This window comes from Algoriphagus sp. (assembly GCF_046296635.1).
Classification (GTDB): domain Bacteria; phylum Bacteroidota; class Bacteroidia; order Cytophagales; family Cyclobacteriaceae; genus Algoriphagus.
The window spans coordinates 323,767-350,156 of the sequence record NZ_JBKBKZ010000001.1; the positions used below are offsets into that span (position 1 = coordinate 323,767).

The following is a 26,390-nucleotide window of genomic DNA, read 5'->3' on the forward strand; positions in this document are numbered from 1 at the left end:
GCCCAAACATTTTTTGGATAATTATTAAGCCATTTTTACAACTTTTAGCTACTTTGATAAGAATTATTTCGGTAAGGAGATCCAGAGAAAATGAAAAAGAAATCTATTACAGCAGCTGAATTTGATGAGAAATTTGAGGGAAATGAAAATCTCAATGAATTTCTTGATTTGGAAAATGGTACTAGACCCGGCCAAAAGCCAAGAAGAGTGAGTGTTGACTTTCCAGGGTGGATGGTTCAGGAATTGGATAAAGTTGCTAGAAATCTAGGTATAACAAGGCAAAGCGTCATTAAAGTTTTCATTTCTGATAAACTCAAAAAGACGGTTTGATATTAATTAAGGAGAATGAATTATTTATATATTTTTCAAAATATTGAAATAGAATAAGGCACTTCTCAAAAGATGAAGGTTAACTGGATCTTTTGACAACTCTTGAAGCAGTACTTCACTTTTAGTCAAAAAAAATGCATCTTGTTGACAGATTTTTTCCAAGCAAGTTTCATTACTGATGTCCGTGTAGACAAGGAATATAAAATCACAGTTGAGGAACTTTAACCTTGAAAATTAGATTCATTTGGTGTATTGTTACACCATAAATACACTTTAAAATGGCCAGACAAACAATAACAGTAAACGAACCTAATGATCGCTGGATGAAACAAAAGGTTCAAGAAAATGAATATGCCAGTAAAAGCGAATTGATAAATGATCTAATCCGGCATCAACGAGAACAGGAAGAAGAGCGTATCTGGCTTAGAAATGAGCTGATTAAAGGTGAGGAAAGCGGGCTTTCTCACAAATCCATGGCTGAGATACTGGAAGAAGCCAAAAGACGCGCTCAAAAAGCCTAATGACTTTTTCACTCACCCGTGAAGCGGAAGAAGATCTAATCCATATTTATTTGTATGGATTAGCAAATTTTGGTGAAATGCAAGCAGAAAAGTACTTCTCTTCATTGGAAAATGCTTTTGAGAGAATTGCTGAAAGGCCTGAAATGTATCCATCTGCTACAGATATTAGACCTGGCTATCGATTTTGTGTACATAGCTCACACACAATTTATTTTTCAATTGAAGATCAAGTTAGAATCATCAGGATAATTGGAAAACAGAGATTTCCTTAGAAATCTATTGCCTTGAAAAGGTTAACCCCAAATTTCGATGAAGTTCCAGAAAGTTCTGAAAGAAAAGAAGCTGACCATTTGGTTAATTTGATCAACGCATACGAAAACATACACTTCTCTATTCCTGAAAATGAAGTAAAAACAACACTTCTAAAAATCAATTTAGAATTGAAATAAGCCTACAAAATCCCGAAGTAGGCATTTTTTGTAAAGTAGTTGTTCCGAAAAAGGGTTAACTATTTGTGAAATAATTACTTACACTTTCTGAGTCGGGAAGTAACCTAGCTTTCGTCTCAATTCTTTTTTCAGAATATCACTTTCTACAAGTTCAAATCTTGATCCAACCAAAAATTATTTTCATTTTTTTTATCGGTGAAACAGGAGTGATGAAGTTTAAAATGAAAAACCAAATCAAAATTTATCATAACAGTGATGTTCAGACTCAAATTGATGTCAAGTTTGGAGGAGTTCAAGTTGCTAGATAATCACGCAAGGGTAGCCGGATTTAAAGCTTCGTAATTAAGCAAAAAGCACTGAATCAGCCTTTTCAATTTCAAATCCTCTAATTTTTTCCTAAAAACCTATGAGTTTTTCGAGAAACAAACATGAGTAAAATCATGCTTCCAAAATCCAAAATTCATGACATTTGGGTAAGCCAATAATTGAAATCAAAATTTATTCATAAATGAAAAATATCAGAGTCATTCAAGAACTGCATGAGTTGGGGATTACAGGATATCAGGAAGTGTCATACAATCCTAGTTATGAAGAATTGTATCGCGCCGAAATGTCTTCTATGTGTAAAGGCTTCGAAAAAGGTGCCAACACTTCGCTCGGGGCAGTCGCTGTAAAAACAGGTGAATTCACAGGGCGCTCACCAAAAGACCGATTTATTGTCTTGGATGAGACCACCAAAAATACAATCCACTGGGATGGCAAAGTGAATGTCCCCACAACGAAAGAAGTTTATGATGATCTGAAAGAATTGGTATTGGCACAGCTTTCCTCTTCCAAAAAACTATTTGTCGTCGATGCATTTTGCGGCACTAATCCGGATACGCGGTTGAAGGTACGATTTGTGATGGAAGTGGCCTGGCAGGCACATTTCGTCACAAATATGTTCATTAGACCCTCACATTACGAACTGGATAATTTCGGAAAGCCTGATTTTATTGTCATGAATGGTTCCAAAACCACCAATGACAATTGGAAAGCGCATGGCTTGAATTCAGAAAACTTTGTTGTTTTCAATTTGACAGAACGAATTCAGATAATTGGAGGTACTTGGTATGGTGGAGAAATGAAAAAGGGCATGTTTTCAATGATGAACTACTTCTTGCCCATGCAAGGCATTGCTTCCATGCATTGCTCTGCAAACATGGGAGAAGCAGGTGACGTAGCATTATTTTTTGGACTTTCAGGAACAGGAAAAACCACGCTTTCCGCTGATCCTAAGCGATATCTAATAGGAGACGATGAGCATGGATGGGACGAACATGGGGTTTTTAATTTTGAAGGGGGATGCTATGCTAAAGTGATTGACCTGTCAGAAGATAAAGAACCTGATATCTACCGTGCCATTCAACGGAATGCCTTGCTTGAGAATGTAGTAGTGAATGAATATGGTGAGGTGGATTTTCACGACCACTCGATCACAGAAAACTCCCGAGTCTCCTACCCCATCTATCATATCAATAAAATTGTCCTTCCATCAAAAGGAGGTCATGCACAAAAAATCATCTACCTCTCTGCCGATGCCTTTGGGGTCCTACCACCTGTATCAATTCTCGACGAAAAACAGGCTCAATACCACTTCCTCTGCGGATATACGTCCAAACTTGCAGGCACCGAGCGGGGAATTACAGAACCTCAACCTTCTTTCTCTCCGGCATTTGGTGAGGCTTTTCTGTCCCTTCACCCGACGATGTATTCCAAAACTCTTATTGGGAAAATGAAGGAGCATAATGCCAAAGCCTATTTGGTGAATACGGGTTGGAATGGAACTGGAAAGCGGATTTCGTTGAAAGACACCCGGGCAATCATTGACAATATTTTGAACAGTGAAATTGACAAAGCCGAAACCCAGCACATTCCTTTCTTGAATCTCACCATTCCAACAAGCTTGACTGGAGTAAGTAATATTTTGGATCCACGTAATACTTATAAAAATCAGGAGGAATGGGAAAAGAAGGCAAAAAGCTTGGCTGCAAAGTATATTTCGAATTTCGAACAATATGCTAACAACGAAGAAGGTGAAAAGCTTATAAGTTCCGGTCCACAGCTCTGAGGTATAGAAAAATCCGACCAAAAAAGTTAATTGGATCGTCGGAATTCACTCGTAATCAGACTTTAAGAAAAAATATAATTATTAGAATTTCATTTTAAATACTTGAATTCGTTTTTTACAATCGAATAAATGAATAATATATTGTTTTTATAATTATTTCAAAATAAAATTTTGGAATTATCATATTTTAATCTAATTTTCGATTGTTATTTTCGTTTCGATAGGATTATCTATAGATCGAAAATTTGAAATACCAAAAATCAAAATTGTGATCACGGATTTTAACACAGGTCGAATTTTATGAAACTTGGAATTCTCGGCGGCACCATGCTCGCCAAAACATTAGGAAAAAAATACCTCGAAGCAGGTCTTTCGGTGGTCTTCGGCGTTAGGTCGGATTTTGATACCGAAGCCAGTGATTGGAAAAATCTAAATCGGCTTCATAACAGAATTTGCCCTTTTGATTCTGCTATCATCCAATCAGAAATCATACTCATCTGCTGCGAAAATCAATACCTACCGGAAATTTCAGAGGCTTTAAAAACGGTAGATGTTGAGGGGAAATTTATTATAGACTGCACAAATGCTAATTATGATAAAATGTTGGCTAATAGCAACACCGAAAACATTGTCCAAGCAGCTCCCAAAGCATTTATATTCAAGGCCTTTAATAATTTAGGAATTGATTACCCTAATTCAGACATTCTAGGAATAATCAAAGAGACGTATTTCTGTGGAGATAGTGAACTAGAGAAAATCAGAGTAAAAAGACTCATTGAATTGATAGGCTTCCGTGCAATCGATGCCGGTAAAATGGATAATGCCCCCCTATTAGAGGCTTTTTACCATCTCAGCAAAGAAATAAGCTGGAATAAAAAAGAACATTCCAACTACCACTTTAAATTAATTTCAGCTTAAACTTATTTTTTGTATCACCCTTTTAGGAAAAGTGAGATCGAAAGGTCTCACTTTTCTGCTTCTGGGTAGAAAAAGTGAATGTTTTTGAAATTGCCCCAAATCGCTTTTTTATTTTAATCAAATCGCAAAATTAATTGCGTTTAGAAAAAAGGATTTCGATTTCGGGAAATGATTAAAAAACCATACTTTATTCTGCCATAGCACTTTTAATAGTTTTAAAATTCATTTTCAAATCATTACTATCAACTTTATTTTATCCTCCGTTCTTCGTCAAAATAGTAACATTAAAAAATTGGCCCCTTTCAAGCAAAAGGTTTGTTTATCTTTATATCTGTTTCATTGTCGTATATATGAAACTGATATATCCGGAATCCAATTTTGGACCGGACTCCAAATTCTAAACTCAAGCTTGTTAGTTCTTTTTTGGAAATTCAAGACTTGTACATCTATTGAAAAATGAAAGTACTGGTAATCGACATTGGTGGATCCAATATTAAAATTCTTGCAACAGGTCAGCCGGAGCGGATCAAAATCCCCTCAGGAGATGATTTTAAACCAGAGCAGCTAGTCCCTATAGTAATAAAAAATGCCGAAGATTGGCAATATGAAGCTATATCTATAGGATTTCCCGGTGTTGTAAAAAATGGACAAATCATAGCCGACCCGGTGAATATGGGTTCAGGTTGGAAAGGTTTCGATTTCGAAAAAGCATTTGGGTGTCCGGTTAAAATAATCAATGATGCAGCGATGCAAGCCTTAGGAAGCTATGAAGGAGGCAAATTGCTTTTTATGGGATTTGGTACCGGATTGGGAACTGCCATGGTCTTTGAAGACTTGATTTTACCTCTTGAAGGTGGGCATCTTCCTTTCAAACTGGGAACTTTTGAAACCCATGTCGGCAGTGCTGCTATGAAAAAGTATGGAAAGCCTAAGTGGAAAGAACTAGTCGCGCAGACAATCGCCCATTTTAACCATTGCTTTCAACCTGATCAGATTGTGCTAGGTGGTGGTAATTCCAAACTTTTGGATGATATCCCTGCCAATTGCCGCTTAGGTTCTAATAAAAATGCATTCACCGGCGGATTTCGTCTTTGGGAAAAATCCTACAAGTATTAATTATTGACTGTTCAAGAAAGTCTAAGAAGAGTTTCTTGTTGCATTCAATTCATTGCTTTTCCTAATACAAAACTTAAACAAACACCCCCTCTCCTTTCATGAGTCAAGTCAAATCGGACGCCTTGGTTTTTTACGGTGCCACCGGAGATCTCGCTTTTAAAAAAATATTCCCCGCCCTCCATATGATGGTTAAGCGTGGAAACCTGAATTGCCCAATTATCGGTGTGGCTCGGGGCGATTTCGACCTCGAAAAGCTGAGAGCACGTGCCAAAGAAAGCATCCAAAAGCATGGTCAGTTTGAGGAAGAATCATATGGGAAGTTTTGTAGTCTGCTCGCATTTGTAGGTGGGGATTATACGGAAACTGAGACTTTTTCGAGGATTAGAGAGGCCTTGGGAAATGCTGAACATCCGACGCATTACCTTGCTATTCCCCCTGCCCTTTTCCCGAAAATCATTGCCCAATTGGATCAGTCCGGGTGTGCTTCAGGTGCTCGTGTGATTGTGGAAAAACCTTTTGGAAGCGATCTGGAATCTGCCAAAGCATTGAATAAAATACTTCTAGGTAAATTCGAGGAAGGGGATATTTACCGAATTGATCACTATTTAGGTAAGCGTCCTGTCAATAATATTGTCTTTTTTCGGTTTGTTAATTCACTTTTAGAGCCGGTCTGGAATAACAAACACATCGAAAGTATTCAGATTACTATGGCTGAAGACTTTGGTATTCAAGGACGTGGAGCATTCTATGACGTAACTGGTGCTGTTCGTGATGTCATCCAAAATCACCTTTTTCAAGTGCTTTGTAACCTGACCATGGAGCCGCCAAAAGGTTTGGATAGTGAGTCCATTCGTGATGAGAAAGTAAAGGTATTGAAGGCAATCAAACCACTTCAGGCTGCGGATGTGATTTGTGGGCAATACGAGGGTTATTTAGGTGAAAAAGCTGTTGAAGCCGATTCAAAAACTGAAACTTTTGCAGCAATGAAACTCCAAATAGATTCTCCAAGATGGAAAGGAGTTCCTCTCTATATCAGAGCAGGAAAAAATCTTCCTGTAACGTCGACGGAAATCATGGTAAAGTTTCGCCACCTTCCTTCGGCGTATTCTTCCATTGCTAACCAGCCAAACCATATTCGTTTCAGAATCAGTCCCGACGTAACGGTAGCTTTTGGCATGCTTATCATGGCACCTGGCGAAGACATGGCCTCTGTTCTTTCTGAAATACAAGGTAACCCGACACCATTTCCAAATGAAAAAGAAGCCTACGAACGGGTTTTGACAGATGCAATGGCTGGCGATCCTACCCATTTTGCAAGAAAAGACTATGTGGAGGAGGCTTGGAAAATTGTCGATGATTACCTGGCTTTGGATCGTAAGGTTTACCCATATGAAATTGGTACTTGGGGTCCGGAAAATGTAAACCAACACGTCCAACCTTCTGGCGGCTGGAACAACCCGATCGTTCATAAAACTAAATAAATGGAAATCAGGACATATCAATCTGCCAATGAAGTAGCGAAAGAAGCTGCTTTATACATCGCTGATAGGATTCGAGAAAGTATTTCAAGGAAAGGATTTTTTACAATGGCGATCAGTGGTGGTCGCACCCCTTGGGAAATGATTAAGAAATTGTCCAATGAAGACCTGCCTTGGGAAAAGGTTTTTCTTTTTCAAGTAGATGAAAGAATAGCTCCAGATGCTCATCCTGACCGAAATTTAACTCAACTTTTCAAAGCGATAGAAGGAAGTAAATTAGTCACCCGCCTGAATATTTTTCCCATGCGGGTCAATGCAGAAGACATGGATGAAGCCTGCGAGGAATATTCAAGTCATATCAAACGGATGACTGAAAATGGCAAGCTGGATTTGGTTCACCTGGGAATTGGTACCGATGGACACACCGCCTCTTTGATTCCAAACGATTCAGTTCTGAATATTGATGATCAGGGTGTCGCAGTGACTTCTATAGAATACCAAGGACGTCATCGGATGACGCTTACCTACCCGCTTATTAATCAAGCAGAGAAAATCCTTTGGGTGATCACCGGAGCTGAAAAAGCAGAAATGCTGGACCGTCTGCTTCACAAGGATCCCTTAATCCCCGCGGGGAAAGTAGAACAGCATCATGCCATTGTTCTCACAGAGGAGAGTGCAGCAGTCAAAATTAACTAATCACGCAGGTTGTCTCAGAAGCACCGAATGTCACATTGAGCGCCTGCCTGTCCTGTATGCAGGTAGTCGAAGGGTCTGGCTGACACTGGAGCCATTTTTGAGCCAGCCTCTTTTTTTTTGAAATTCATTTGAGAATTTTTTCATTGATCTGTTTTATGTGTTAGGGAAGAAAATCCAATTGAATGTTGCCCAAAAAATCAGAATTGGGAAGAGTAGATAAATCCGCAGCTTTGTTAAATTCCCAATAAAATCTACACCTTCCATGGACTCTCTTTTTTATCAAGCCCTCCAAACTCCCTCAAAAATTGCAATTGTAGACCAATCTGGCTCTTTTTCTTATGGAGTATTGACTGATTCTGCCAAAAGAATTGCTTTTCATTTACTTGGGGAAAAAGAGGATTTGAATGAAGCCCGAGTTGCCTTTATGGTTTCGCTTGGAAAAGACTATGTCACGGTTCAATGGGGTATTTGGATGGCGGGAGGAATTGCGGTTCCACTCTGCATCACCTATCCTCTTCCCTCTCTTCAATATGTGATAGATGATACCGGAGCAGAAATAATTCTGGTCGGCCCGGAATATGAGGAACTTTTGAGACCTTATGCTGAGGCCTCTAGAATACGATATATTAGGCTGTCTCAAGGGATCCCTGAAAGCACCAAATTCCAGTTGCCTCCCATCGATTCGGAAAGAGGTGCTATGATTTTATATACATCAGGCACTACCAGTTTACCTAAGGGAGTTTTGACCACTCACGCAAATATCCATGCACAAATAAGTACACTGATTGATGCCTGGAAATGGACGTCAGAAGATTATACACTTTGTCTTCTTCCGCTTCATCATGTTCATGGAATCATCAATGTTGTGTCTTGCGCGCTTTGGGCTGGAGCTACTGTCGAATTTATTCATCCATTTGATGCAAAGCGAGTTTTTGAGACTTTTCTTGAAGGTAGGGTGAACGTTTTCATGGCTGTTCCCACGATATATTTTAAGCTGATTTCGGAATTTGAATCCGAGTCAGAATCAGTGAAATTGAGTATTTCTTCTTGTTTAAAAAAGATCAGGCTGATGGTCTCAGGCTCAGCAGCTCTTCCCGTTTCAGTGATGGAAAAATGGCAACAGATTTCTAGTCATTATTTATTGGAACGATATGGCATGACTGAAATCGGGATGGCAATAAGCAATCCTTATGAAGGTGAGCGAAAAGCTGGCTACATCGGAAAACCCCTTCCCGGAGTTCAAATTCGAATCGTGGATGAAAACCAGCAAGAAGTGCAGGAAGGAGAACCTGGGGAAATACAGGTAAAAGGACCCTCTGTTTTCAAAGAATATTGGGGAAAAACGGAAGCAACCCACAAGGCATTTACATCAGACGGCTGGTTTATGTCTGGAGATATAGCGGTGGTGGAAAATAGCTATATCAAAATTCTGGGCAGGGATTCAGTAGATATTATCAAGTCAGGAGGATATAAAATCTCAGCTCTTGAAATCGAAGAGGTGCTTAGAAAACATCCTGAAATCAATGACTGTAGCGTCGTGGGCCTTCCGGATGAAGAATGGGGAGAATTAGTCGCTGCGGCAATCATTTCATCAGAAAATCTGGATCTCAAAGAACTGAATACCTGGATAAGGGAACTTATGCCTGCATACAAAACACCACGGAAATACCTTTTTCTAAATGAGCTTCTTCGGAATGCAATGGGAAAAGTGGTAAAGAATGACTTGAAAAAACTCTTCACCTAGTCAAATATTAAGCAAAAAACTTTTGAATCAAATCTTTCCAGGAACCCAAGCATTTCAAGCCAGAACCCACTCCAATCATGATTAAATGCCTCGCTCTTCTATCCGTCTCATTTATACTTGGAATGTGGACAGGGGAACTATTAGGTACATGGCTTGGAATCAATCCAAATGTCGGTGGAGTGACTATGGGTTGGTTGTGGGGTTATCGTGATGCGATAAGTCTATGTACCATCGGAGCCGGAGCTTTAACCTATATCGTGGGTCCAGTGACCGGAGGTGCTCTTGGCGCGAGTTCAGAAGTAATTGCCCTAAGCATCGGAACAGGAGTAGTCAAGACTATAGCAGTCACTATTTTTACACCAATTTTGGCCTCAAAAATCGGTCTTAACAACCCTTCTGCGGCCATGGCCTTTGGAGGAATAATGGGGACTTCCAGTGGAGTTGCAGCAGGTTTGGCTGCCACCGATCCTAAATTAGTGCCCTATGGAGCGGTTACAGCTACTTTTTATACAGGGTTGGGGTGCTTGATTTGCCCTTCTATTTTTTATCTTCTTTTAGATTGGGCAATTTAAAAATGACTGAACTGGTTTTCCCGAAAAACAAAAAACCGGGCCAGTAACCCGGTTCTTTGTTTTTCATTAAACCAAAATCAATCAAAAGAGATTTAACCTTTTGATTGTTGTTCTTTACGGTAAGAATAGCATTTTGATACGATTTTTTAGTAGTATTTTCTTATGGTAGGTATAAACTACTGTTATTCAATCACAAAATTTCATTCTTTTTTCATTCAGGTATTATTTCCATCAAGTGGCTATTTGGACTAAAGGGGAACCCTTTTGTATTATTTTCACTTATTTTTCCAATTTTGAATATGGAAATCCTAATTAAGAATATGGTTTGCCCACGATGCGTGGAGGCAGTTAGACAATCGCTTGATGCGTTAAAAATTCCATTTGAGTCTATCCAACTTGGAAAAGTAAAATTAGAATATCCCTTATCTCATGATCAGAAGACAAATTTTTCTCAGTCTTTAGAATTAAAAGGATTTGAACTTTTGGAGTCCAAGAATGCGTCACTTATTTCACAAATTAAATCACTGATAATTGAGCAAGTTCATCACACCGATGATTCTTTAGGAGAAAATTTTTCAACGTTCCTTTCTGAATCGCTTAACCATGAATACACAGCTTTAAGCAGACTTTTTTCTCAAGTCGAGGGTGTTACGATTGAGAAATTCATTACGCTACAAAAAATCGAACGGGTAAAAGAATTACTTTTCTACGATCAGCTTAGCCTTAGTGAAATAGCTTTTAAAATGAATTATAGTAGTGTGGCTTACCTTTCTTCTCAGTTTAAAAAGGAAACCGGGCTTACTCCATCAGAATTTAAAAAAAACTATGCTGGCATGCGGAAAAGTTTGGATAAAATTTAAATGGATTAATTGTTTTACAAAATCTTACTAGGTTTTTACAAAATCCTATAAAACTTTGGGATTTGAAAACCTTCACCTTTGTAAAGTCTGATTAAGACAATACAAAATGAGTGATTCCAAACTTATTATTCAAAAGCGAACTTTTCCTGTCACAGGAATGACTTGTGCTGCCTGTGCCTCCAGCGTTGAGACTATCCTCCAGCATACTGAAGGAGTACATTCTGCCGCTGTAAATTTTGCAACCAATACTGTTCAGATTGAATTTGATGAGCAAACTTCCCCTGAAACCCTTGATGTTGCCCTGCAGGAAATTGGCTATGGATTGATTATAAGCACAAAAGAGGTTAGTGAGTCCGTAAAGGATGAACAGGAAAAAAACTATAAGGAAATTAAGAAAAGGACAATTGGTGCAGCATTATTGACTGCACCTGTCTTTGTCCTCGGAATGTTTTTCATGGACTGGGAACCGGGTAGATGGATCAGCATGATCTTGAGCATTCCAGTTCTATTTTACTTTGGACAACATTTTTATACCAATGCCTGGAAACAAGCCAGAAACCGCAAGGCAAATATGGATACCCTTGTGGCCTTAAGTACTGGAATTGCCTTTTTATTCTCCACTTTCAATACTCTATTTCCCGAATTTTGGCATAGTAGAGGAATTCACCCACATGTCTATTTTGAGGCTGCCACGGTTATTATCGTTTTCATTTCCTTCGGAAAGCTGCTGGAAGAGCGGGCAAAATCCCAAACAGGAACTGCACTTAAAAAGCTGATTGGTCTCCAACCCAAAACTTTAACTCGGATCCAGAACGGACAAACTCAAGAAATAAAAATTGAGGAGGTACAACTGAAAGATCGAATACTTATTAAGCCAGGTGAAAAAATCCCGGTTGATGGAATTGTGGTAGCTGGAAATAGCTTCATCGACGAAAGTATGATCAGCGGAGAACCTGTGCCAGTAGAGAAATCAACAGAGGACAAAGTTTTTGCAGGTACAATCAATCAGAAAGGAAGTTTGGAGATTGTAGCTGAAAAAGTGGGAGCCTCTACCCTACTTTCTCAAATCATCCAACGCGTCCAAGATGCTCAAGGCAGCAAAGCCCCGGTGCAGAAACTGGTAGATAAAATAGCTGGAATTTTCGTGCCTATTGTAATTGTGATAGCCTTCTTAACCTTTGGAGTTTGGATGGTTTTAGGGGGTGAAAATGCTTTTTCCCATGCGCTTTTAGCTTCTGTATCAGTTTTAGTCATTGCTTGTCCCTGCGCTTTGGGTTTGGCAACTCCTACTGCCATCATGGTAGGCGTAGGCAAAGGTGCTGAAAATCAGATTTTAATTCGCGATGCGGAAAGTCTTGAACTCGGACATAAGGTCAATGCCATCATCCTGGATAAAACCGGGACGATTACTGAAGGAAAACCGACTGTTAGCAGTGTTCAGTGGGCAGTGATGAATGGGCAGATTGTAAGTAGTAAAGAGTTAGTAGTGAGTGGTGATGAGAGTTATGACTTACAGCTTACTACTCACTACTTACAAATCCTACTTGCCTTAGAAAGCAAATCCGAGCATCCACTAGCCGAGGCAGTGGTAAATTATTTGAAGGAAAAAGAAACGAAATCGGTTGATCTGGTCAATTTCGAAAGTATTACTGCCAGAGGTGTCAGAGGAACAGTGGACGAGAAAATATATTTCGGCGGAAACAAAAAGCTGCTCCAAGAAAATGGAATTGCAATTCCTACTGATCTAGAAACTGAGGCAAAAGCTTGGAGCGAAAAAGCACAGACCGTGATTTGGTTTGCAGATGAGAAAATTGCCTTGGCAATCCTAGGTATTCAGGATCAGATTAAACCGAGTTCAAAATCAGCAATTGAAAAGCTTTTGCAATCCGGAATCCAGGTATTCATGCTCACTGGAGATAATCATCAAACTGCAACTGCGGTAGCGGCTGAAGTGGGAATCAAAGATTTCAGGGCAGAAGTGATGCCCTCAGACAAGTCCCAATTTGTTAAAAACTTGCAGGAGAAAGGTAAGATAGTCGCAATGGTTGGGGATGGAATTAATGATTCTGAAGCCTTAGCCCAAGCAGATGTCAGCATTGCCATGGGCCATGGTTCGGATATTGCTATGGACGTAGCCAAAATCACCTTGATCACCTCAGATCTGAATAAAATTCCCCAAGCTTTTCGACTTTCACATCTTACTGTCAATGGTGTTAAACAAAACCTCTTTTGGGCTTTTATCTATAATGTGATCGGAATTCCCATTGCGGCAGGAATTCTCTATCCAATTAATGGATTCCTACTTGATCCCATGATTGCGGGGGCAGCGATGGCATTCAGTTCAGTGTCTGTGGTGCTGAACAGCCTTAGATTAAAAAGTCGAACATTATAAACATGATGTACGATTTACGAATTACGATTTACGAGGTAGAAATGAACCTCAATCAAATAAACTCAATTGAAGTTGGCTCGAACAGTATTGAGCCTTTATACCTAACATCTTGCGTCTAACTGCTTGCGTATCATAAAAGTACGATTTACGATTTACGAGCCATAATTGAACTGCAATCCTAAAAACTCAATTTAGGTTGCTTCAGCCTGTCTTGATTCTTGAATCTAATATCTTGTGTCTAATAAAAAAGTACGATTTACGAATTACGATTTACGAGGCAATAATGAACCTCAATCATAAAAACCCAATTAGGGTTGGCTCGAACAGTATTGAGCCTTGTATCTAACATCTTGCGTCTAACTTCTTGAATCTAATATCTTGTGTCTCAAAAAAAGTACGATTTACGAATTACGATTTACGAGCCATAATTGAACTGCAATCCTAAAAACTCAATTTAAGTTGTATCAGTCTGTCCTGATTCTTCTATCTAAAAAAATTACGATTTACGAATTACGATTTACGAGCCATAATTGAACTGCAATCCTAAAAACTCAATTTAGGTTGCTTCAGCCTGTCTTGATTCTTGAATCTAATATCTTGTGTCTCAAAAAAAGTACGATTTACGAATTACGATTTACGAGGCAAAAATGAACACCAATCCTGAAAACCCAATTCAAGTCATTCTCGAAAAAAGTCTTGATTCTTGTATCTAATATCTTGTGTCTAATTTCTTGTATCTAAAATCTAATATCTAAAAAATGAAATCTCTAAAATTCAAAACAAACATCCAGTGCAGCAACTGCCTTGCTAAGGTTACTCCTAAGCTAAATGAGCAAAACGAAATCGAATCCTGGAACGTTGACCTTCACGATCCTGAGCGCACACTTACTGTGAATACAGAAAATCTAGAACCTGAAGCTATTAAAAAGGCTGTGTTGAATGCCGGATTTATTGCGGAGGAGAAATGATAAGATTTTAGATAAAAGACATAAGACATTAGATCAATATGGTTTAGTGTCTTATGTCTAAAATCTTGAATCTATCGTCTTAACAAAATAATTCCCTACTTTTGATTCAATGAAATCCCTGATTTCCATATCGCTAGCGCTTATCGTACTCTTCTCCACCATTGGGATGGCGAAGACGACGCATTTTTGCATGGGCCATGAGATGAAGTCAGAAATAGGATTTAGCCAAAAACACTTGGATTGCGGCATGAATATGCAGATGAACCACAGTGAAAATGAAAGCGATAATCAAAATGACCCTGAATCCTGCTGCAAAAACATTACCGAACAACTTCAGGTAGATGATGACGTGCAGTTGAAGAAAGTCGATATCAAACTCGACATCAACTTTGCTGTTTCCCTAGTCCATATTTTCTTCATTGGAGCAGATATTTTTTCAAACAAGGCCCAAGAATTCCCTCAATACAATTCCCCCCCTCCCACACAGGAACTTCATATCCTGTATGAATCCCTCTTAATTTAATTCCAAGGATTGGGCAAGATGTCCTGCCTACAGTAATACCCATTGCCGAATAGCATTAGGTTCAATTCTCTGTTTTAAATCCTGGAATCATGATTAATCGAATTGTTAAATATTTCCTTGAAAATAAACTGGTTACAGTTCTTTTTCTCTTGCTGATTATAGCTTGGGGAATTGTAACTGCACCCTTTAATTGGAATGTAGGATTTCTCCCAAGAGATCCTGTTCCAGTTGACGCCATACCTGACATTGGTGAAAACCAACAAATCGTCTTCACCGAATGGATGGGTCGTTCTCCTCAGGATGTGGAAGACCAGATTACCTATCCATTGACCACTTCACTTTTAGGTTTGCCAGGAGTGAAAAGCGTTCGTTCCAGTTCGGCCTTTGGGTTTTCGAGCATTTACATCATTTTTAATGAAGACATCGAATTCTATTGGAGTCGATCAAGAGTTCTCGAAAAACTCAATTCCCTCCCTTCAGGTCTTTTACCCGATAATGTTCAGCCCAAACTTGGTCCGGATGCCACTGCTTTGGGACAAGTCTTTTGGTACACTCTCGAAGGTCGTGACCCTCAAGGCAATCCCACTGGAGGCTGGGATCTTCACGAACTACGTACCATTCAAGATTACTATGTTCGCTATGCGCTCACTGCCGTACAAGGAGTCGCTGAAGTAGCCTCCGTTGGTGGATATGTCAAAGAATATCAAGTCGATGTCGATCCAGCTGCACTTAAGGCAAATGGAGTCACACTGATGGATGTGATGGAAGCTGTCCGAAAGTCCAACCTTGACGTGTCTGCCAACACAATCGAAATAAATCGAGTGGATTATTTTATTCGGGGTTTGGGATATGTGGAGGAATTGGCAGACCTGGACAAAGCAGTAGTCAAAGTCACCAACAACGTCCCAATTCGAATCCAAGACGTCGCGCGAGTGAACATCGGTCCTCAACCCAGAAACATGTCCGGTATCTTGGACAAAAGTGGTGCTGAAGCTGTTGGCGGAGTTGTCATCGCCCGCTACGGCGACAATCCGCTAAAAGTCATCGAAGGCGTAAAGGCAGAAATCGAAAAGCTTTCTCAGGGTCTTCCCACCAAAACTCTTGCCGATGGTACCATTTCCAAAGTCACTTTGGTTCCTTTTTACGATCGGACTGGCCTTATTTATGAGACTTTGGGAACCTTGTATGAGGCCATCAGCCTTCAGATTTTGATCACCATCCTAGTCATCATTGTGATGGTGTACAACTTACGGGCATCCCTCCTGATTTCGGCTTTATTGCCGATGTCCGTGTTGATGTGCTTTATTTTCATGAAGTACTTTGGGGTGGATGCCAATATCGTAGCACTTTCAGGTATCGCGATTGCCATTGGTACGATGGTGGATTTGGGAATTATTCTCAATGAAAACGTCCTGCGTCATTTGGAAATGGCGCCTAAAGGCCAATCCAAACTCAGAACTGTTTACATGGCCTCTGCGGAAGTTTCTGGTGCGATTTTGACTGCGGTCAGTACCACGATCATCAGCTTTTTACCGGTTTTCACACTTCAGGCTGCAGAAGGCAAGCTATTTGGGCCATTGGCATACACCAAAACTTTTGCTCTTGTTTCGGCAGTCATTTTCACTTTGCTGATTATGCCAGCTTTTTCCCATTGGGTTTTCAGCATGAAAAGTGCCAAAGGAAAAATTGGGCAGTATTTGAATTATGGGCTGTTGATTATCGGTCCAATCGTCGCTTTTACCCTTTGGTCATGGGCAGGTTGGCTGTTGTTCAGTTACGGCTTGGTTCATACTTTGGCCAATCATTTCCCTGATCGGGTAGAGAAACACAAAAACCTACTCGTCATTGCAGTCACCTTGGTATTTGTCGCTTGGCTACTCACACAGCAATGGATGCCATTGGGCGTGACCGTCAGTACTTTGACCAACTTCATTTTCATCGCCATACTCCTCGCCTTGGTTTTGGGAGGATTTACAGGATTTATCAGAATATATCCAGGCATTCTTAATTGGTGTTTGGCAAATAAAGGAACCTTTATGCTGTTTCCTTTAGTCGTTATTCTATTGGGAATTACTATCTGGCTAGGTTTCCCTCGAGTTTTTGGGGTTGTTCCAAAAACTTTTGACGCTGTGGGAGTCAATATTCGCACGACTGGCCTATGGTCTGGAATGACTCACACATTTCCTGGACTGGGCAAAGAATTTATGCCTTCGCTCAATGAAGGATCCTTTCTGCTCATGCCGACCACGATGCCTCACTCGGGAATGCAGGAAAACAAAGAGGTGCTTCAAAAATTGGATATGCTGGTGACTGCCATTCCTGAAGTGGACATGGTCGTGGGAAAAGCTGGTCGTGCCGAAACGGCAATTGATCCGGCTCCGATTTCCATGTTTGAAAACACAATCAATTACAAAACCGAATACGCCACAGATATAAATGGTAATCGACTTCGCTTCAAAATCAAAAAAGGAAAATATGAATTGAAGGAAGGGTCGTTTTTCGATCCTACCGAAATGACTCCAAACGAAATCAAAGTCAGTGACCTTATTGAGGACGAAGATGGGGAATATTTCCGCCAATGGAGATCTCATATCCGTAATCCAGATGATATCTGGAATGAGATAATAAGTGTAATCAGCTTACCAGGAGTCACCTCCTCACCCAAACTTCAGCCCATAGAAACCCGACTTGTCATGCTTCAAACAGGCATGCGGGCTCCTATGGGTATCAAAGTATATGGTCCTGATCTGCAATTAATTGAGGAGTTTGGATTAAAGCTTGAAGGCTACCTGAAAGAGGTTCCCTCTGTCAAAAAAGAAGCTGTGTTTGCAGACCGAATTGTAGGCAAACCCTATATGGAGTTAGAAATTGATCGTGATCAGATTTCCCGCTATGGGATGAATGTGGTGGACGTGCAGGATTTCATTGAGACGGCGATCGGTGGCATGCAACTCAGCACAACTGTAGAAGGTCGGGAACGCTTTCCGATTCGTGTTCGCTATGCACGTGAGTACCGTGATGATCCGGATGCCATTGCAAATCTTCAAATCCCAACACCCGTAGGGAATTATATTCCTTTGGGACAATTAGCCAAAATCAACTATAGGCCTGGACCGGAAATGATTCGAGGGGAAAATAGCTTCTTAGTGGGCTTTGTCTTGCTGGACAAAATGCCGGGATTCGCTGAAGTCACTGTTGTGGAGGATGCTAAACATTACTTACAAGGGAAAATTGATTCTGGTGAATTGACGGTGCCAAATGGTGTGCGATTCGAATTTTCAGGTTCCTACGAAAATCAAATCCGTGCAGAGAATCGTCTGGCCATCGTTGTTCCTCTCTCTTTGATATTGATTTTCCTCATCCTCTATTTCCAGTTCAAGGCCGTTTCAACAACCATGTTCGTCTTCACCGGCATTGCAATGGCATTCTCAGGAGGATTCCTGATGATCTGGTTTTTTGGACAAAATTGGTTTATGGATTTCAGCCTGTTTGGCACAAACTTCCGGGATTTGTTTCAAATGAAAGTGTACAATCTAAGCGTTGCCGTTTGGGTAGGATTTATCGCTCTCTTTGGTATTGCTACCGATGATGGTGTCGTTGTGGCTTCCTATTTGGATCAAAGCTTCAAAGAAAACAAACCGAGTTCGGTCCGAGAGGTACGTGCAGCAGTGCTAGAAGCCGGTAAGCGACGGGTATTGCCTTGCATTATGACCACGGCAACCACCTTTTTGGCTTTGTTACCCATATTTACCTCTACGGGAAGAGGTTCCGATATCATGATTCCCATGGCCATTCCTTCTTTAGGTGGAATGATCCTGGAAGTCACCACGGTATTTATTGTGCCTACACTGTATTGTTGGTGGGCCGAGCGAAAATTGAAAAACAATTCTGAGGTCTTCACCGAGGAAGTAAACGCATAAGGTCATGGAAAATATAAAAGATTTCAGATTTCAGATTTCAGATTTCAGATTTGTGGTATCGTTCTCGCCGCAGTTAGTGTCTCCACTAACTGCGCCTTCAAAGAGGTTTGTGGAGACACAAACCTCGGCGAAGAAATCTGTGAAAAACTTGCCTGACGGCAGTCTGGTCTGCGACTTTTTCTGCGTCTATCGGCGGGAAATTATTTCATCGATTCTGCCACAATTAGTGTCAACACTAACTGTTTTCAAGAGGTGGTTTGTGGAGACACAAACCTCGGCCAAGAAAACAAACTTTCAGACTTTCTACCTTAGCTTTCTGACTTTCTTCTTACTTCTTACCCTTTACGGATCACCACTTACAATCCAAGCTCAATCCCTCGATGACTACCTCATTCAAGCCGCCGAAAACAATCCCGGCTTGAAAGCTTCCTATGCACGCTATCAAGCTGCTGCCGAACGAGTCAATCAACCTAGTTTAGCGGACCCAGAGCTGCAAGTTGGGGTTTTCCCTAGACCGATGAAGCGATTTATGGGAATTCAGACAGCTGACTTCCGGCTGATGCAAATGTTTCCTTGGTTTGGGATGATTGGAACTCAGAAGGAAGAAGCCAATCAAATGGCAAAAGCACAGTATCAGCTTTTCCTTGAGGAAAAAAACCAACTGCTTTTCCAAGTCAAATCCACTTGGTATGAGCTCATCCGACTTCAGGAGGAGATTAAAATTTCTCGGCAAAATCTTGAGTATTTCAAAAAATACGAGGATTTGGCCTTGATACGATTTCAAGTTGGAAGTTCAAGTTCTAGCCCAAGTCCATCCCAATCCTTGCCACAAACCAACACTGCTTCCTCAAGTTCGGCGGGTTCTTCGGGGATGAATACTATGGGCGGAAGGGATAATAGTATGACAAGCCCATCCCCAATGTCATCAGGGATGCAACCTACATCAATGGCAAATTCACCCTCGGGAATGAGTGCTGTACTTCAAATACGAATGCAAATCATTGAATTGGAAAACACTATCGAGCAGCTTCAGGCAAATTTGGATCCACTTCATATCAAATTTAACCAGCTACTCAATCGGGATATCCGCACGGAAATACAACTGCCCTCTCAACTTGAAAAACCTGAATTAACGGTATCTAAGCTGGAAATTTTGGATAGTATCCGTCAAAACAACCCCATGCTGGCGATGTATGATGCAGAAATGGCAGGATATGATCAACAGGCAAAAATGGCGCGACTCGAAGGCAAACCCATGCTTGGTGCAGGTGTCAATTATATGACCTTCGCTCCAAGGCCCGAAAACGGAATGTTCATGGGCGGTGAAAATATGGTCATGCCAATGGTCACTGTTTCCTTACCCATTTATCGTAAGCGAATCAATTCTAAAATCAAGGAAGTCGAGTACCTGAAAGCATCCGCGCAACATGACCGGCAAAAAACAGAAAATCTCCTCGCCATGGATTGGGCAAATGCATTTCGTGATTGGGAACAAAGTGATCGTAATCTCCGACTGTATGATCAACAAGTAACATTGGTGAAGCAACAAATACAGCTTTTGGAAACTTCATTTTCAACGAACAATGCATCGTTTGAAGAAGTACTTCAAGCGCAACAACAGCTCTTGGAATACCAGTTAAAGCGCCTAAACGCACTCAATCAACTACACCAAAGTCTTTCCCTATTGGAAGCTTTGGTTTCTTCTTCCCTCACCTTTTAAAGTGAATAGACATGAACAAGCTATTTCAAAATAAACTTACACTGATCCTTATCACCCTCTTTATTGGAGGACTGATTGGTTGGATTATCAAACCTTCTGCATCTTACGAAGGTCACGCGGATGAATCTGAATCCTCCTCAAATACCCTGTGGACTTGCTCCATGCACCCTCAGATCAAGTTGGGCGAACCGGGTGATTGTCCGATTTGTGGGATGGATTTGATTCCTGCTACACAGGCCACTTCGGGAAATTCCAATCCCATGGTCTTTGAAATGACTCCCGAAGCTGTTGCAATGGCACAAGTCCATACCACCAAAATTGATGGGGTTGATCCCTCCGGTGAATTATTTCTTACAGGAAAAATCCAGGCAGACGAGCGGGAAAATGCATCAGTTACCGCCAAATTTCCAGGAAGAATCGAAAAACTCTTTGTCACTTTTACAGGTGAACAGGTCAGGGCAGGTCAAAAATTGGCAACAATCTATTCCCCCGAATTAATGACCGCTCAGCGTGAATTATTAGAAGCAGTGAAAAGTAAGGCGACCTTCCCTCAGTTGTATAATGCGGCCAAAGAAAAGCTTAGACTATGGAAACTGACCGATAGTCAAATTTCAGAAATCGAGCAGAGTGGAAGTATTCGTGAGCAATTTGACATCCTTTCAGATCAATCCGGTGTGGTTACCCAACGCAACATCGCAATTGGAGATTATGTGAACACCGGCTCGGTGCTTTTTACCGTGATTAATTTGAATAAGCTTTGGGTGCTTTTAGATGCTTACGAGTCGGATTTGCCATTTCTTTCTCAAGGCAATGAAATCAACTTCACTGTTGCGGGAAACTCTTCAGAGACATTCAAGGCAAAAATCACATTCATCGACCCCATGCTCAATGCAAATACACGTTCGGCATCAGTAAGGGCGGAAATCACCAATACCGGAAATAAGTTAAAACCAGAAATGTTTGTCACGGCAAGCATCAAAACGGCTGCGAAAAATGCTTCTTCTGATGTGTCCGTTCCTCGTACTGCAGTGCTTTGGTCCGGAAAGCGATCTGTGGTTTATGTGAAAGTACCCAATTCTGAAACCCCGGGTTTCGAAATGCGAGAGGTGACATTGGGAAATCGAATGGGTGAAAATTACCTGATCGAATCAGGCCTGCAAGCCGGAGAGGAAATCGTAACCAATGGAGTATTTGCCATTGATGCAGCTGCCCAGCTTTCCGGTCAATACAGCATGATGAAGCGACCTGAGACCAAATCATTGGAAGTTTCAGAAGAATTCAGAAATCAAATTACCGCGGTAGCAAATGCCTATTTTGAAATAAAAAATGGTTTGGTAAAGGATAATCTTTCAGAAGCTCAAAAGTCATTGAGTGGAATCGATCAAAGTTTAGAAAAAGTAAATATGAGCTTGGTTCAGGGTCAGGCCCACGATTTGTGGATGGGAATGCTTCGAGGCATTAAAGACAGCAATTCAAAAATTCTCACTTCCAAAGAAATCGAAGAGGCTCGAAAACATTTCTCAATGCTTTCTTTCCATATTTTGGAAATGGCTGAGACCTTTGGACTGAATAAGGAGGTGGTATATAAAGACTACTGCCCTATGGCCTTTGGAGATCAGGGTGCGTATTGGTTGAGTGAGCAAAAAGACATCAGCAATCCATATTTCGGTGCTTCTATGCTAACTTGTGGCGAAATCAAGCAAACCTACCTCAAAGGTCAGCCCGTGTTGAATCTTTCAGGGAGTTCTACTTCCACAGCTCCTACAGGACATAATCATTAAGCAATTTCAGACCTGCCAAGTTTTGAAAACCTGGCAGGTCTACATTTTAACGTACCTGTGAGTGTTTTCACTCAGAGCATTAATCAAATGAAAATTTAATCTTTATCTACATAAAAATGAAAAGTACCCTATTATTCGTCTCCATTCTTTCATTCTCCCTTAACTCCTGCGGAGAAAAATCGACCAAGAGCGAAAGCCATGAAGAAACTCATGCCTCAGAAAATTCATCATCAGCAAAAGCAATTTCAGTCACCAGTTCCAACTCAACATCTGAAATAATTGAGGCCTATTTAGCTGTGAAAGATGCCTTGGTAAATGATAATCAACCAATGGCTTACTCTCATAGCAATGATTTAGTATCAGCGCTCAAAAAATACGATAGTTCCACTGCTTCGGCCGATAAATTCCAGGAAGTTCAAAGACTTCAAGCTGAAGCAACTGGGTTTTCTGAAAAATTGGCAAACGGAAACATCGCTTCTCAACGTGAAAGCTTTCAGTCACTTAGTTTGGTTCTGAAAGAAATGTTGAAAATCACCGGATCAGATCGCCCGCTTTATCATCAGTATTGCCCAATGTACAACAAGAACCAAGGAGGGATGTGGCTAAGTGCTAATGAAGAAATCAAAAACCCACTATTCGGCAGTTCTATGTTGACTTGTGGTCGAGTGGTAGAAACACTAAAATTGAATTAATCTGAATTTGAAAGCGGGCCTTATTTTGTGCTCGCTTTCCTAATTTCATCAAAAATGAAACTGAAAATTCTATTTCCCATTTCATTGATTCTTTTCATGGCAGAACAAACTTTTGCTCAAGAAAAAGTTCTGGAACCGCTCAAAGTTTCACAAATCCGTGGAGTAAATGTATTTGGTAAACCGGTGGATAACCAAACCCGATGCGTGCATTGGCACTCAGAATTGGATATCATCGCCATCAAATTTAAATGTTGCGATAAATATTACCCCTGCTTTTCCTGCCATGAAGAGGAAGCTGATCACGAACACCAAGTTTGGCAGAAGGTAGAATTTGACCAAAAGGCAATTCTTTGCGGAGTCTGTGGCAACGAGCTGACGATCAAAGATTATATGGCCTCCAATAATACCTGTCCCACCTGTAAATCAGGATTTAACCCAGGTTGCAGCAAGCATTATCACTTGTATTTTGAAACAAAGTAGATGTACTAAGTACAACGTTTAATGTGCCAAGTATTTAAATCATCAATTAATAAGCTATTAATTATACCCATCATATTTACCCAGAAATGAAGAATTCAGCCTACCTCCTACTATTCGTCCTAATCACATTTTCATGTGCTCCAAAGACGGAATCTGACTCAGTCGCATCAGAAGATCACAGTCAACATCAAGCAGGAGAAGCATCAACAGCAACCTCTAAAAGTCCCAAAACTGAAGCAATGGCAGTCGTTGGCGGTAACCACATCCACATCGATTACTCTTCTCCAAGTGTGAGAGGAAGACAAATTTTCGGTGGACTTGTTGGCTTCGGCGAGGTTTGGTCGACCGGGGCCCACAAAGCGACCAGTATTAAGTTTGATAAAACTGTAATGATTGGAGGAAAAGAAATCCCGGCTGGTAAATATGGATTTTTCACAATTCCTGGAGAAAACGAGTGGACTATCATCCTCAATAAAGTCTGGGACATGCACTTGGCCGATGATTATAAGCAAACCGAAGACTTGGTTCGCCTTACTGTTGTTCCTCAAACCTTGCCTGAAACCGTTGAATCCCTCACCTACACCGTCAGCGAGAAATCTGGAAATACGGCGGAAATTAGCACGGCATGGGACAAGACAAAAATTAGTTTTGAGGTGGTCAACAAGTAGAATTCGGAAGAATAAATTTTGGGGATCTATGCTGCTTCCGGAGAAGCAGCATAACGGAATTTACTTTTTTTACCATTAAGGGAGTTGAGGAAATTAAGGGCTTGAATCAAAAATCACAGATCCATTCTCAAAAACTTAATTCCCTTAATTTCTTAATGGTTTTTGAGCTCAGTGACTGGGGATTCATGCTGCTTCTGGAGAAGCAGCATAACGGAATTTACTTTTTTTACTATTAAGGGAGTTGAGGAAATTAAGGGCTTGTATCAAAAATCACAGATCCATTCTCAAAAACTTAATTCCCTTAATTTCTTAATGGTTTAACCCAATGTTGGGGGATCTATGCTGCTTCCGGAGAAGCAGCATAACCACTTTTGACGCTTAAATCTTGTGTCTTGCCTCTTGTATCTCGCTTCTTGTCTCTGTAATCAAGGTCTATATTTCCGATTCGCCTTTTTTTCCGCCTGCACTTTCTTGGTCTTCAGACGATCTTCAATGGCCCCTTTGCTGGGCTTTGTAGCTTTTCGAACTTTCTTTTTGTGAAAAGCAGATTTTAGAAGATCGTAAAACTTCTTAATCACTATTTCCTTATTCTGGATTTGAGACCGTTTTTCTTGGCATGAAAGATTCAGATTTCCTTCCGAATCAACCTTGTTTTTCACTTTTTGAAGCAAAGTCAATTTTTCTTCCTCACTGAGATTCAATGAATTATTTACATTAAAACTGAGCTGAACTTTTGTCTCCACCTTATTGACGTTTTGCCCACCCGGTCCCCCACTGCGGGCAGTTTGAAATTGGAGTTCGGGTAAATAATCTCCGTTGGCTATTCGTTTTTCAAGAGACATCATTGGATTGGAAAATTGGAAGATTACAAAATTTGAAAATTTTGCTCTAGTAGTAACCGCAATCAATTTTCCAATGTTACAATTTTTCGACCTTTCAATCCCTAACTTCACGAACTTATTCAAACCACAAAAGCGTTTCCATCCCGTAACCTAATGGACCTTGAATCCATTAATTATTACTTATGCAAACAAAACCTAGAGTCGTCGTCGGTCTCTCCGGCGGAGTCGACAGCAGCGTCGCTGCGAAATTGTTAATCGATCAGGGCTACGAAGTCATCGGCATGTTTATGAAAAACTGGCACGATGAGACCGTCACCATCTCCAACGAATGTCCTTGGATGGAGGATTCTACTGATGCGATGCTTGTCGCAGAGAAACTCGGCATTCCTTTTCAAGCCATTGACCTTAGCGAAGAATATCGCGAGCGAATCGTTGATTACATGTTTTCGGAATACAAAGCAGGTCGTACTCCTAATCCTGACATCCTCTGCAACCGTGAAATCAAGTTTGACATTTTTCTGAAAGCTGCTCAAAAGCTCAAAGCCGACTTTGTAGCTACAGGACATTATTGCCAAAAGGGAGAAATCGAGGTTGATGGGAAGCCTGTTTATCAGCTTTTGGCAGGTGCTGATCCCAACAAAGATCAAAGCTATTTCCTTTGCCAACTTTCACAGGAGCAACTTTCAAAAGCCCTTTTTCCGATCGGACACTTACAAAAACCTCAAGTGAGAGAAATTGCCAAAGCGGCAGATTTGATTACAGCCGAAAAGAAAGACTCTCAAGGACTTTGCTTTATCGGAAAAGTGCGTCTTCCTGAATTTCTTCAGCAGCAACTCAAACCTAAAAAAGGAAAAATCATACAGATTCCTGAAAATTTGGAAGTGTATCAAACCCTTCAAATCCCGGCTGGAATTGAACCTTCTGATTGGGATGATGCAGTATTAGATGCAGTTTCCTTACCGATTCATTATTCAAGTGATCAGGGAAAAGTATTGGGTGAGCATAATGGCGCACACTATTTCACAGTGGGACAGCGAAAAGGTCTACAAGTTGGTGGCACCGGAAAGCCGTTATTCGTAATCTCAACCGATACTCAGGAAAATGTGATTTACACCGGTTTGGGAGAAGACCATTCGGGATTAAATCGCTTTGGCTTGTTTGTGAAAAAAAATGAGATTCATTGGATTCGGGAAGATTTGGCTCTGAAACTCGGAGAATCTGCAGAATATGTGGCTCGGATTCGATACCGACAACCCCTATCCAAAGCTACTTTGATTATGCGGAAAAATGGATTGTATGTCATCTTTGAAAATGCACAAAAAGGAATCGCCTCAGGGCAGTTTGTGGCTTGGTATCAGGGAGACGAATGTATCGGCTCTGGGACTATATTTTAGATTTACCACAGAGAACACTGAGAATTTAGGAGTTTCTTGGTCCACCCCTTCATTGAACTGCAATCCTAAAAACTGATATCCTTCTTTTCAAGATAGCAGAGAATTTAAAACCATTAAGGATTGAATAAGCCACAGATGCATTGTAATCTGCGCATATATGGCTTTTATTAATTTTAACCTTTGTGGCTTAGCAGCAAAATTGAATCTTTGCGCCCT

At 40.7% G+C, this 26,390-nt stretch carries 23 protein-coding genes; 22 read left to right on the top strand and 1 reads right to left on the bottom strand.

Going from position 1 to position 26,390, the window contains the following annotated elements:
- Positions 1–90 precede the first annotated feature (90 nt).
- The 21 genes from brnA (at position 91) to ACK4HU_RS01545 (ending at position 23,938) form a co-directional block, all read left to right on the top strand.
- Positions 91–330 carry a type II toxin-antitoxin system BrnA family antitoxin gene (gene brnA, locus ACK4HU_RS01445; RefSeq protein ID WP_409803052.1) on the top strand — a complete coding sequence of 80 codons (240 nt, stop codon included), beginning with the start codon at positions 91–93 and terminating at the stop codon, positions 328–330.
- 278 nt (positions 331–608) lie between these two features.
- A complete protein-coding gene (locus ACK4HU_RS01450; protein ID WP_409803053.1) occupies positions 609–851 on the top strand; it encodes a type II toxin-antitoxin system ParD family antitoxin in 243 nt (80 codons plus the stop codon).
- Entirely contained in the window at positions 851–1,123 is a 273-nt protein-coding gene (locus ACK4HU_RS01455; RefSeq protein ID WP_409803054.1) for a type II toxin-antitoxin system RelE/ParE family toxin, read from the top strand. Before ACK4HU_RS01450 ends, ACK4HU_RS01455 begins: the two co-directional genes overlap by 1 nt.
- A gap of 12 nt (positions 1,124–1,135) precedes the next feature.
- Positions 1,136–1,300, top strand: a complete 165-nt coding sequence (locus ACK4HU_RS01460) for a hypothetical protein (protein ID WP_409803055.1) — start codon at positions 1,136–1,138, stop codon at positions 1,298–1,300.
- A 508-nt stretch (positions 1,301–1,808) separates the two neighbouring features.
- Positions 1,809–3,410, top strand: coding sequence for a phosphoenolpyruvate carboxykinase (ATP) (pckA, locus tag ACK4HU_RS01465; RefSeq protein ID WP_409803056.1), 1,602 nt, complete (start codon positions 1,809–1,811; stop codon positions 3,408–3,410).
- A 300-nt stretch (positions 3,411–3,710) separates the two neighbouring features.
- Complete coding sequence (locus ACK4HU_RS01470; RefSeq protein ID WP_409803057.1) at positions 3,711–4,328, top strand: NADPH-dependent F420 reductase; 618 nt, start codon at positions 3,711–3,713, stop codon at positions 4,326–4,328.
- A 456-nt stretch (positions 4,329–4,784) separates the two neighbouring features.
- Positions 4,785–5,444 (top strand): ROK family protein, encoded by a 660-nt coding sequence (locus ACK4HU_RS01475; RefSeq protein ID WP_409803058.1) that lies wholly within the window; start codon positions 4,785–4,787, stop codon positions 5,442–5,444.
- 98 nt (positions 5,445–5,542) lie between these two features.
- The gene (gene zwf / locus ACK4HU_RS01480; RefSeq protein ID WP_409803059.1) at positions 5,543–6,925 is read left to right on the top strand and encodes a glucose-6-phosphate dehydrogenase; all 1,383 of its coding nucleotides are present in this window, start codon (positions 5,543–5,545) and stop codon (positions 6,923–6,925) included.
- Positions 6,926–7,618: a 6-phosphogluconolactonase gene (gene pgl, locus ACK4HU_RS01485; protein WP_409803060.1), complete on the top strand. Its 693-nt coding sequence runs from the start codon at positions 6,926–6,928 to the stop codon at positions 7,616–7,618.
- Between the two features lie 262 nt (positions 7,619–7,880).
- On the top strand, positions 7,881–9,362 hold the full coding sequence (locus tag ACK4HU_RS01490) for an acyl-CoA synthetase (RefSeq protein ID WP_409803061.1): 1,482 nt from the start codon (positions 7,881–7,883) through the stop codon (positions 9,360–9,362).
- Between the two features lie 77 nt (positions 9,363–9,439).
- Positions 9,440–9,934: a malonate transporter subunit MadL gene (locus tag ACK4HU_RS01495; protein ID WP_409803062.1), complete on the top strand. Its 495-nt coding sequence runs from the start codon at positions 9,440–9,442 to the stop codon at positions 9,932–9,934.
- 299 nt (positions 9,935–10,233) lie between these two features.
- Positions 10,234–10,794: a helix-turn-helix domain-containing protein gene (locus tag ACK4HU_RS01500; RefSeq protein ID WP_409803063.1), complete on the top strand. Its 561-nt coding sequence runs from the start codon at positions 10,234–10,236 to the stop codon at positions 10,792–10,794.
- A 106-nt stretch (positions 10,795–10,900) separates the two neighbouring features.
- The gene (locus ACK4HU_RS01505) at positions 10,901–13,186 is read left to right on the top strand and encodes a heavy metal translocating P-type ATPase (RefSeq protein WP_409803064.1); all 2,286 of its coding nucleotides are present in this window, start codon (positions 10,901–10,903) and stop codon (positions 13,184–13,186) included.
- Between the two features lie 758 nt (positions 13,187–13,944).
- On the top strand, positions 13,945–14,154 hold the full coding sequence (locus tag ACK4HU_RS01510; protein WP_409803065.1) for a heavy-metal-associated domain-containing protein: 210 nt from the start codon (positions 13,945–13,947) through the stop codon (positions 14,152–14,154).
- A 109-nt stretch (positions 14,155–14,263) separates the two neighbouring features.
- On the top strand, positions 14,264–14,677 hold the full coding sequence (locus ACK4HU_RS01515) for an HYC_CC_PP family protein (protein WP_409803066.1): 414 nt from the start codon (positions 14,264–14,266) through the stop codon (positions 14,675–14,677).
- 89 nt (positions 14,678–14,766) lie between these two features.
- Positions 14,767–18,597 carry an efflux RND transporter permease subunit gene (locus ACK4HU_RS01520; RefSeq protein WP_409803067.1) on the top strand — a complete coding sequence of 1,277 codons (3,831 nt, stop codon included), beginning with the start codon at positions 14,767–14,769 and terminating at the stop codon, positions 18,595–18,597.
- A gap of 4 nt (positions 18,598–18,601) precedes the next feature.
- Positions 18,602–20,317, top strand: coding sequence for a TolC family protein (locus ACK4HU_RS01525; protein ID WP_409803068.1), 1,716 nt, complete (start codon positions 18,602–18,604; stop codon positions 20,315–20,317).
- Positions 20,318–20,328: 11 nt separating this feature from the next.
- Complete coding sequence (locus ACK4HU_RS01530; RefSeq protein ID WP_409803069.1) at positions 20,329–22,098, top strand: efflux RND transporter periplasmic adaptor subunit; 1,770 nt, start codon at positions 20,329–20,331, stop codon at positions 22,096–22,098.
- Positions 22,099–22,214: 116 nt separating this feature from the next.
- The gene (locus ACK4HU_RS01535) at positions 22,215–22,790 is read left to right on the top strand and encodes a DUF3347 domain-containing protein (RefSeq protein WP_409803070.1); all 576 of its coding nucleotides are present in this window, start codon (positions 22,215–22,217) and stop codon (positions 22,788–22,790) included.
- A gap of 54 nt (positions 22,791–22,844) precedes the next feature.
- Positions 22,845–23,270 carry a CHY zinc finger protein gene (locus tag ACK4HU_RS01540; protein WP_409803071.1) on the top strand — a complete coding sequence of 142 codons (426 nt, stop codon included), beginning with the start codon at positions 22,845–22,847 and terminating at the stop codon, positions 23,268–23,270.
- 86 nt (positions 23,271–23,356) lie between these two features.
- Positions 23,357–23,938, top strand: a complete 582-nt coding sequence (locus ACK4HU_RS01545) for a DUF2911 domain-containing protein (protein ID WP_409803072.1) — start codon at positions 23,357–23,359, stop codon at positions 23,936–23,938.
- A 425-nt stretch (positions 23,939–24,363) separates the two neighbouring features.
- Here the strand turns inward: ACK4HU_RS01545 and arfB are convergent, their stop codons facing one another.
- On the bottom strand, positions 24,364–24,780 hold the full coding sequence (gene arfB / locus ACK4HU_RS01550) for an alternative ribosome rescue aminoacyl-tRNA hydrolase ArfB (RefSeq protein ID WP_409803199.1): 417 nt from the start codon (positions 24,778–24,780) through the stop codon (positions 24,364–24,366).
- Between the two features lie 182 nt (positions 24,781–24,962).
- Here arfB and mnmA point away from each other — a divergent pair, with 182 nt between their 5' ends.
- Entirely contained in the window at positions 24,963–26,174 is a 1,212-nt protein-coding gene (gene mnmA, locus ACK4HU_RS01555; protein WP_409803073.1) for a tRNA 2-thiouridine(34) synthase MnmA, read from the top strand.
- The last annotated feature ends 216 nt before the right edge of the window (positions 26,175–26,390 follow it).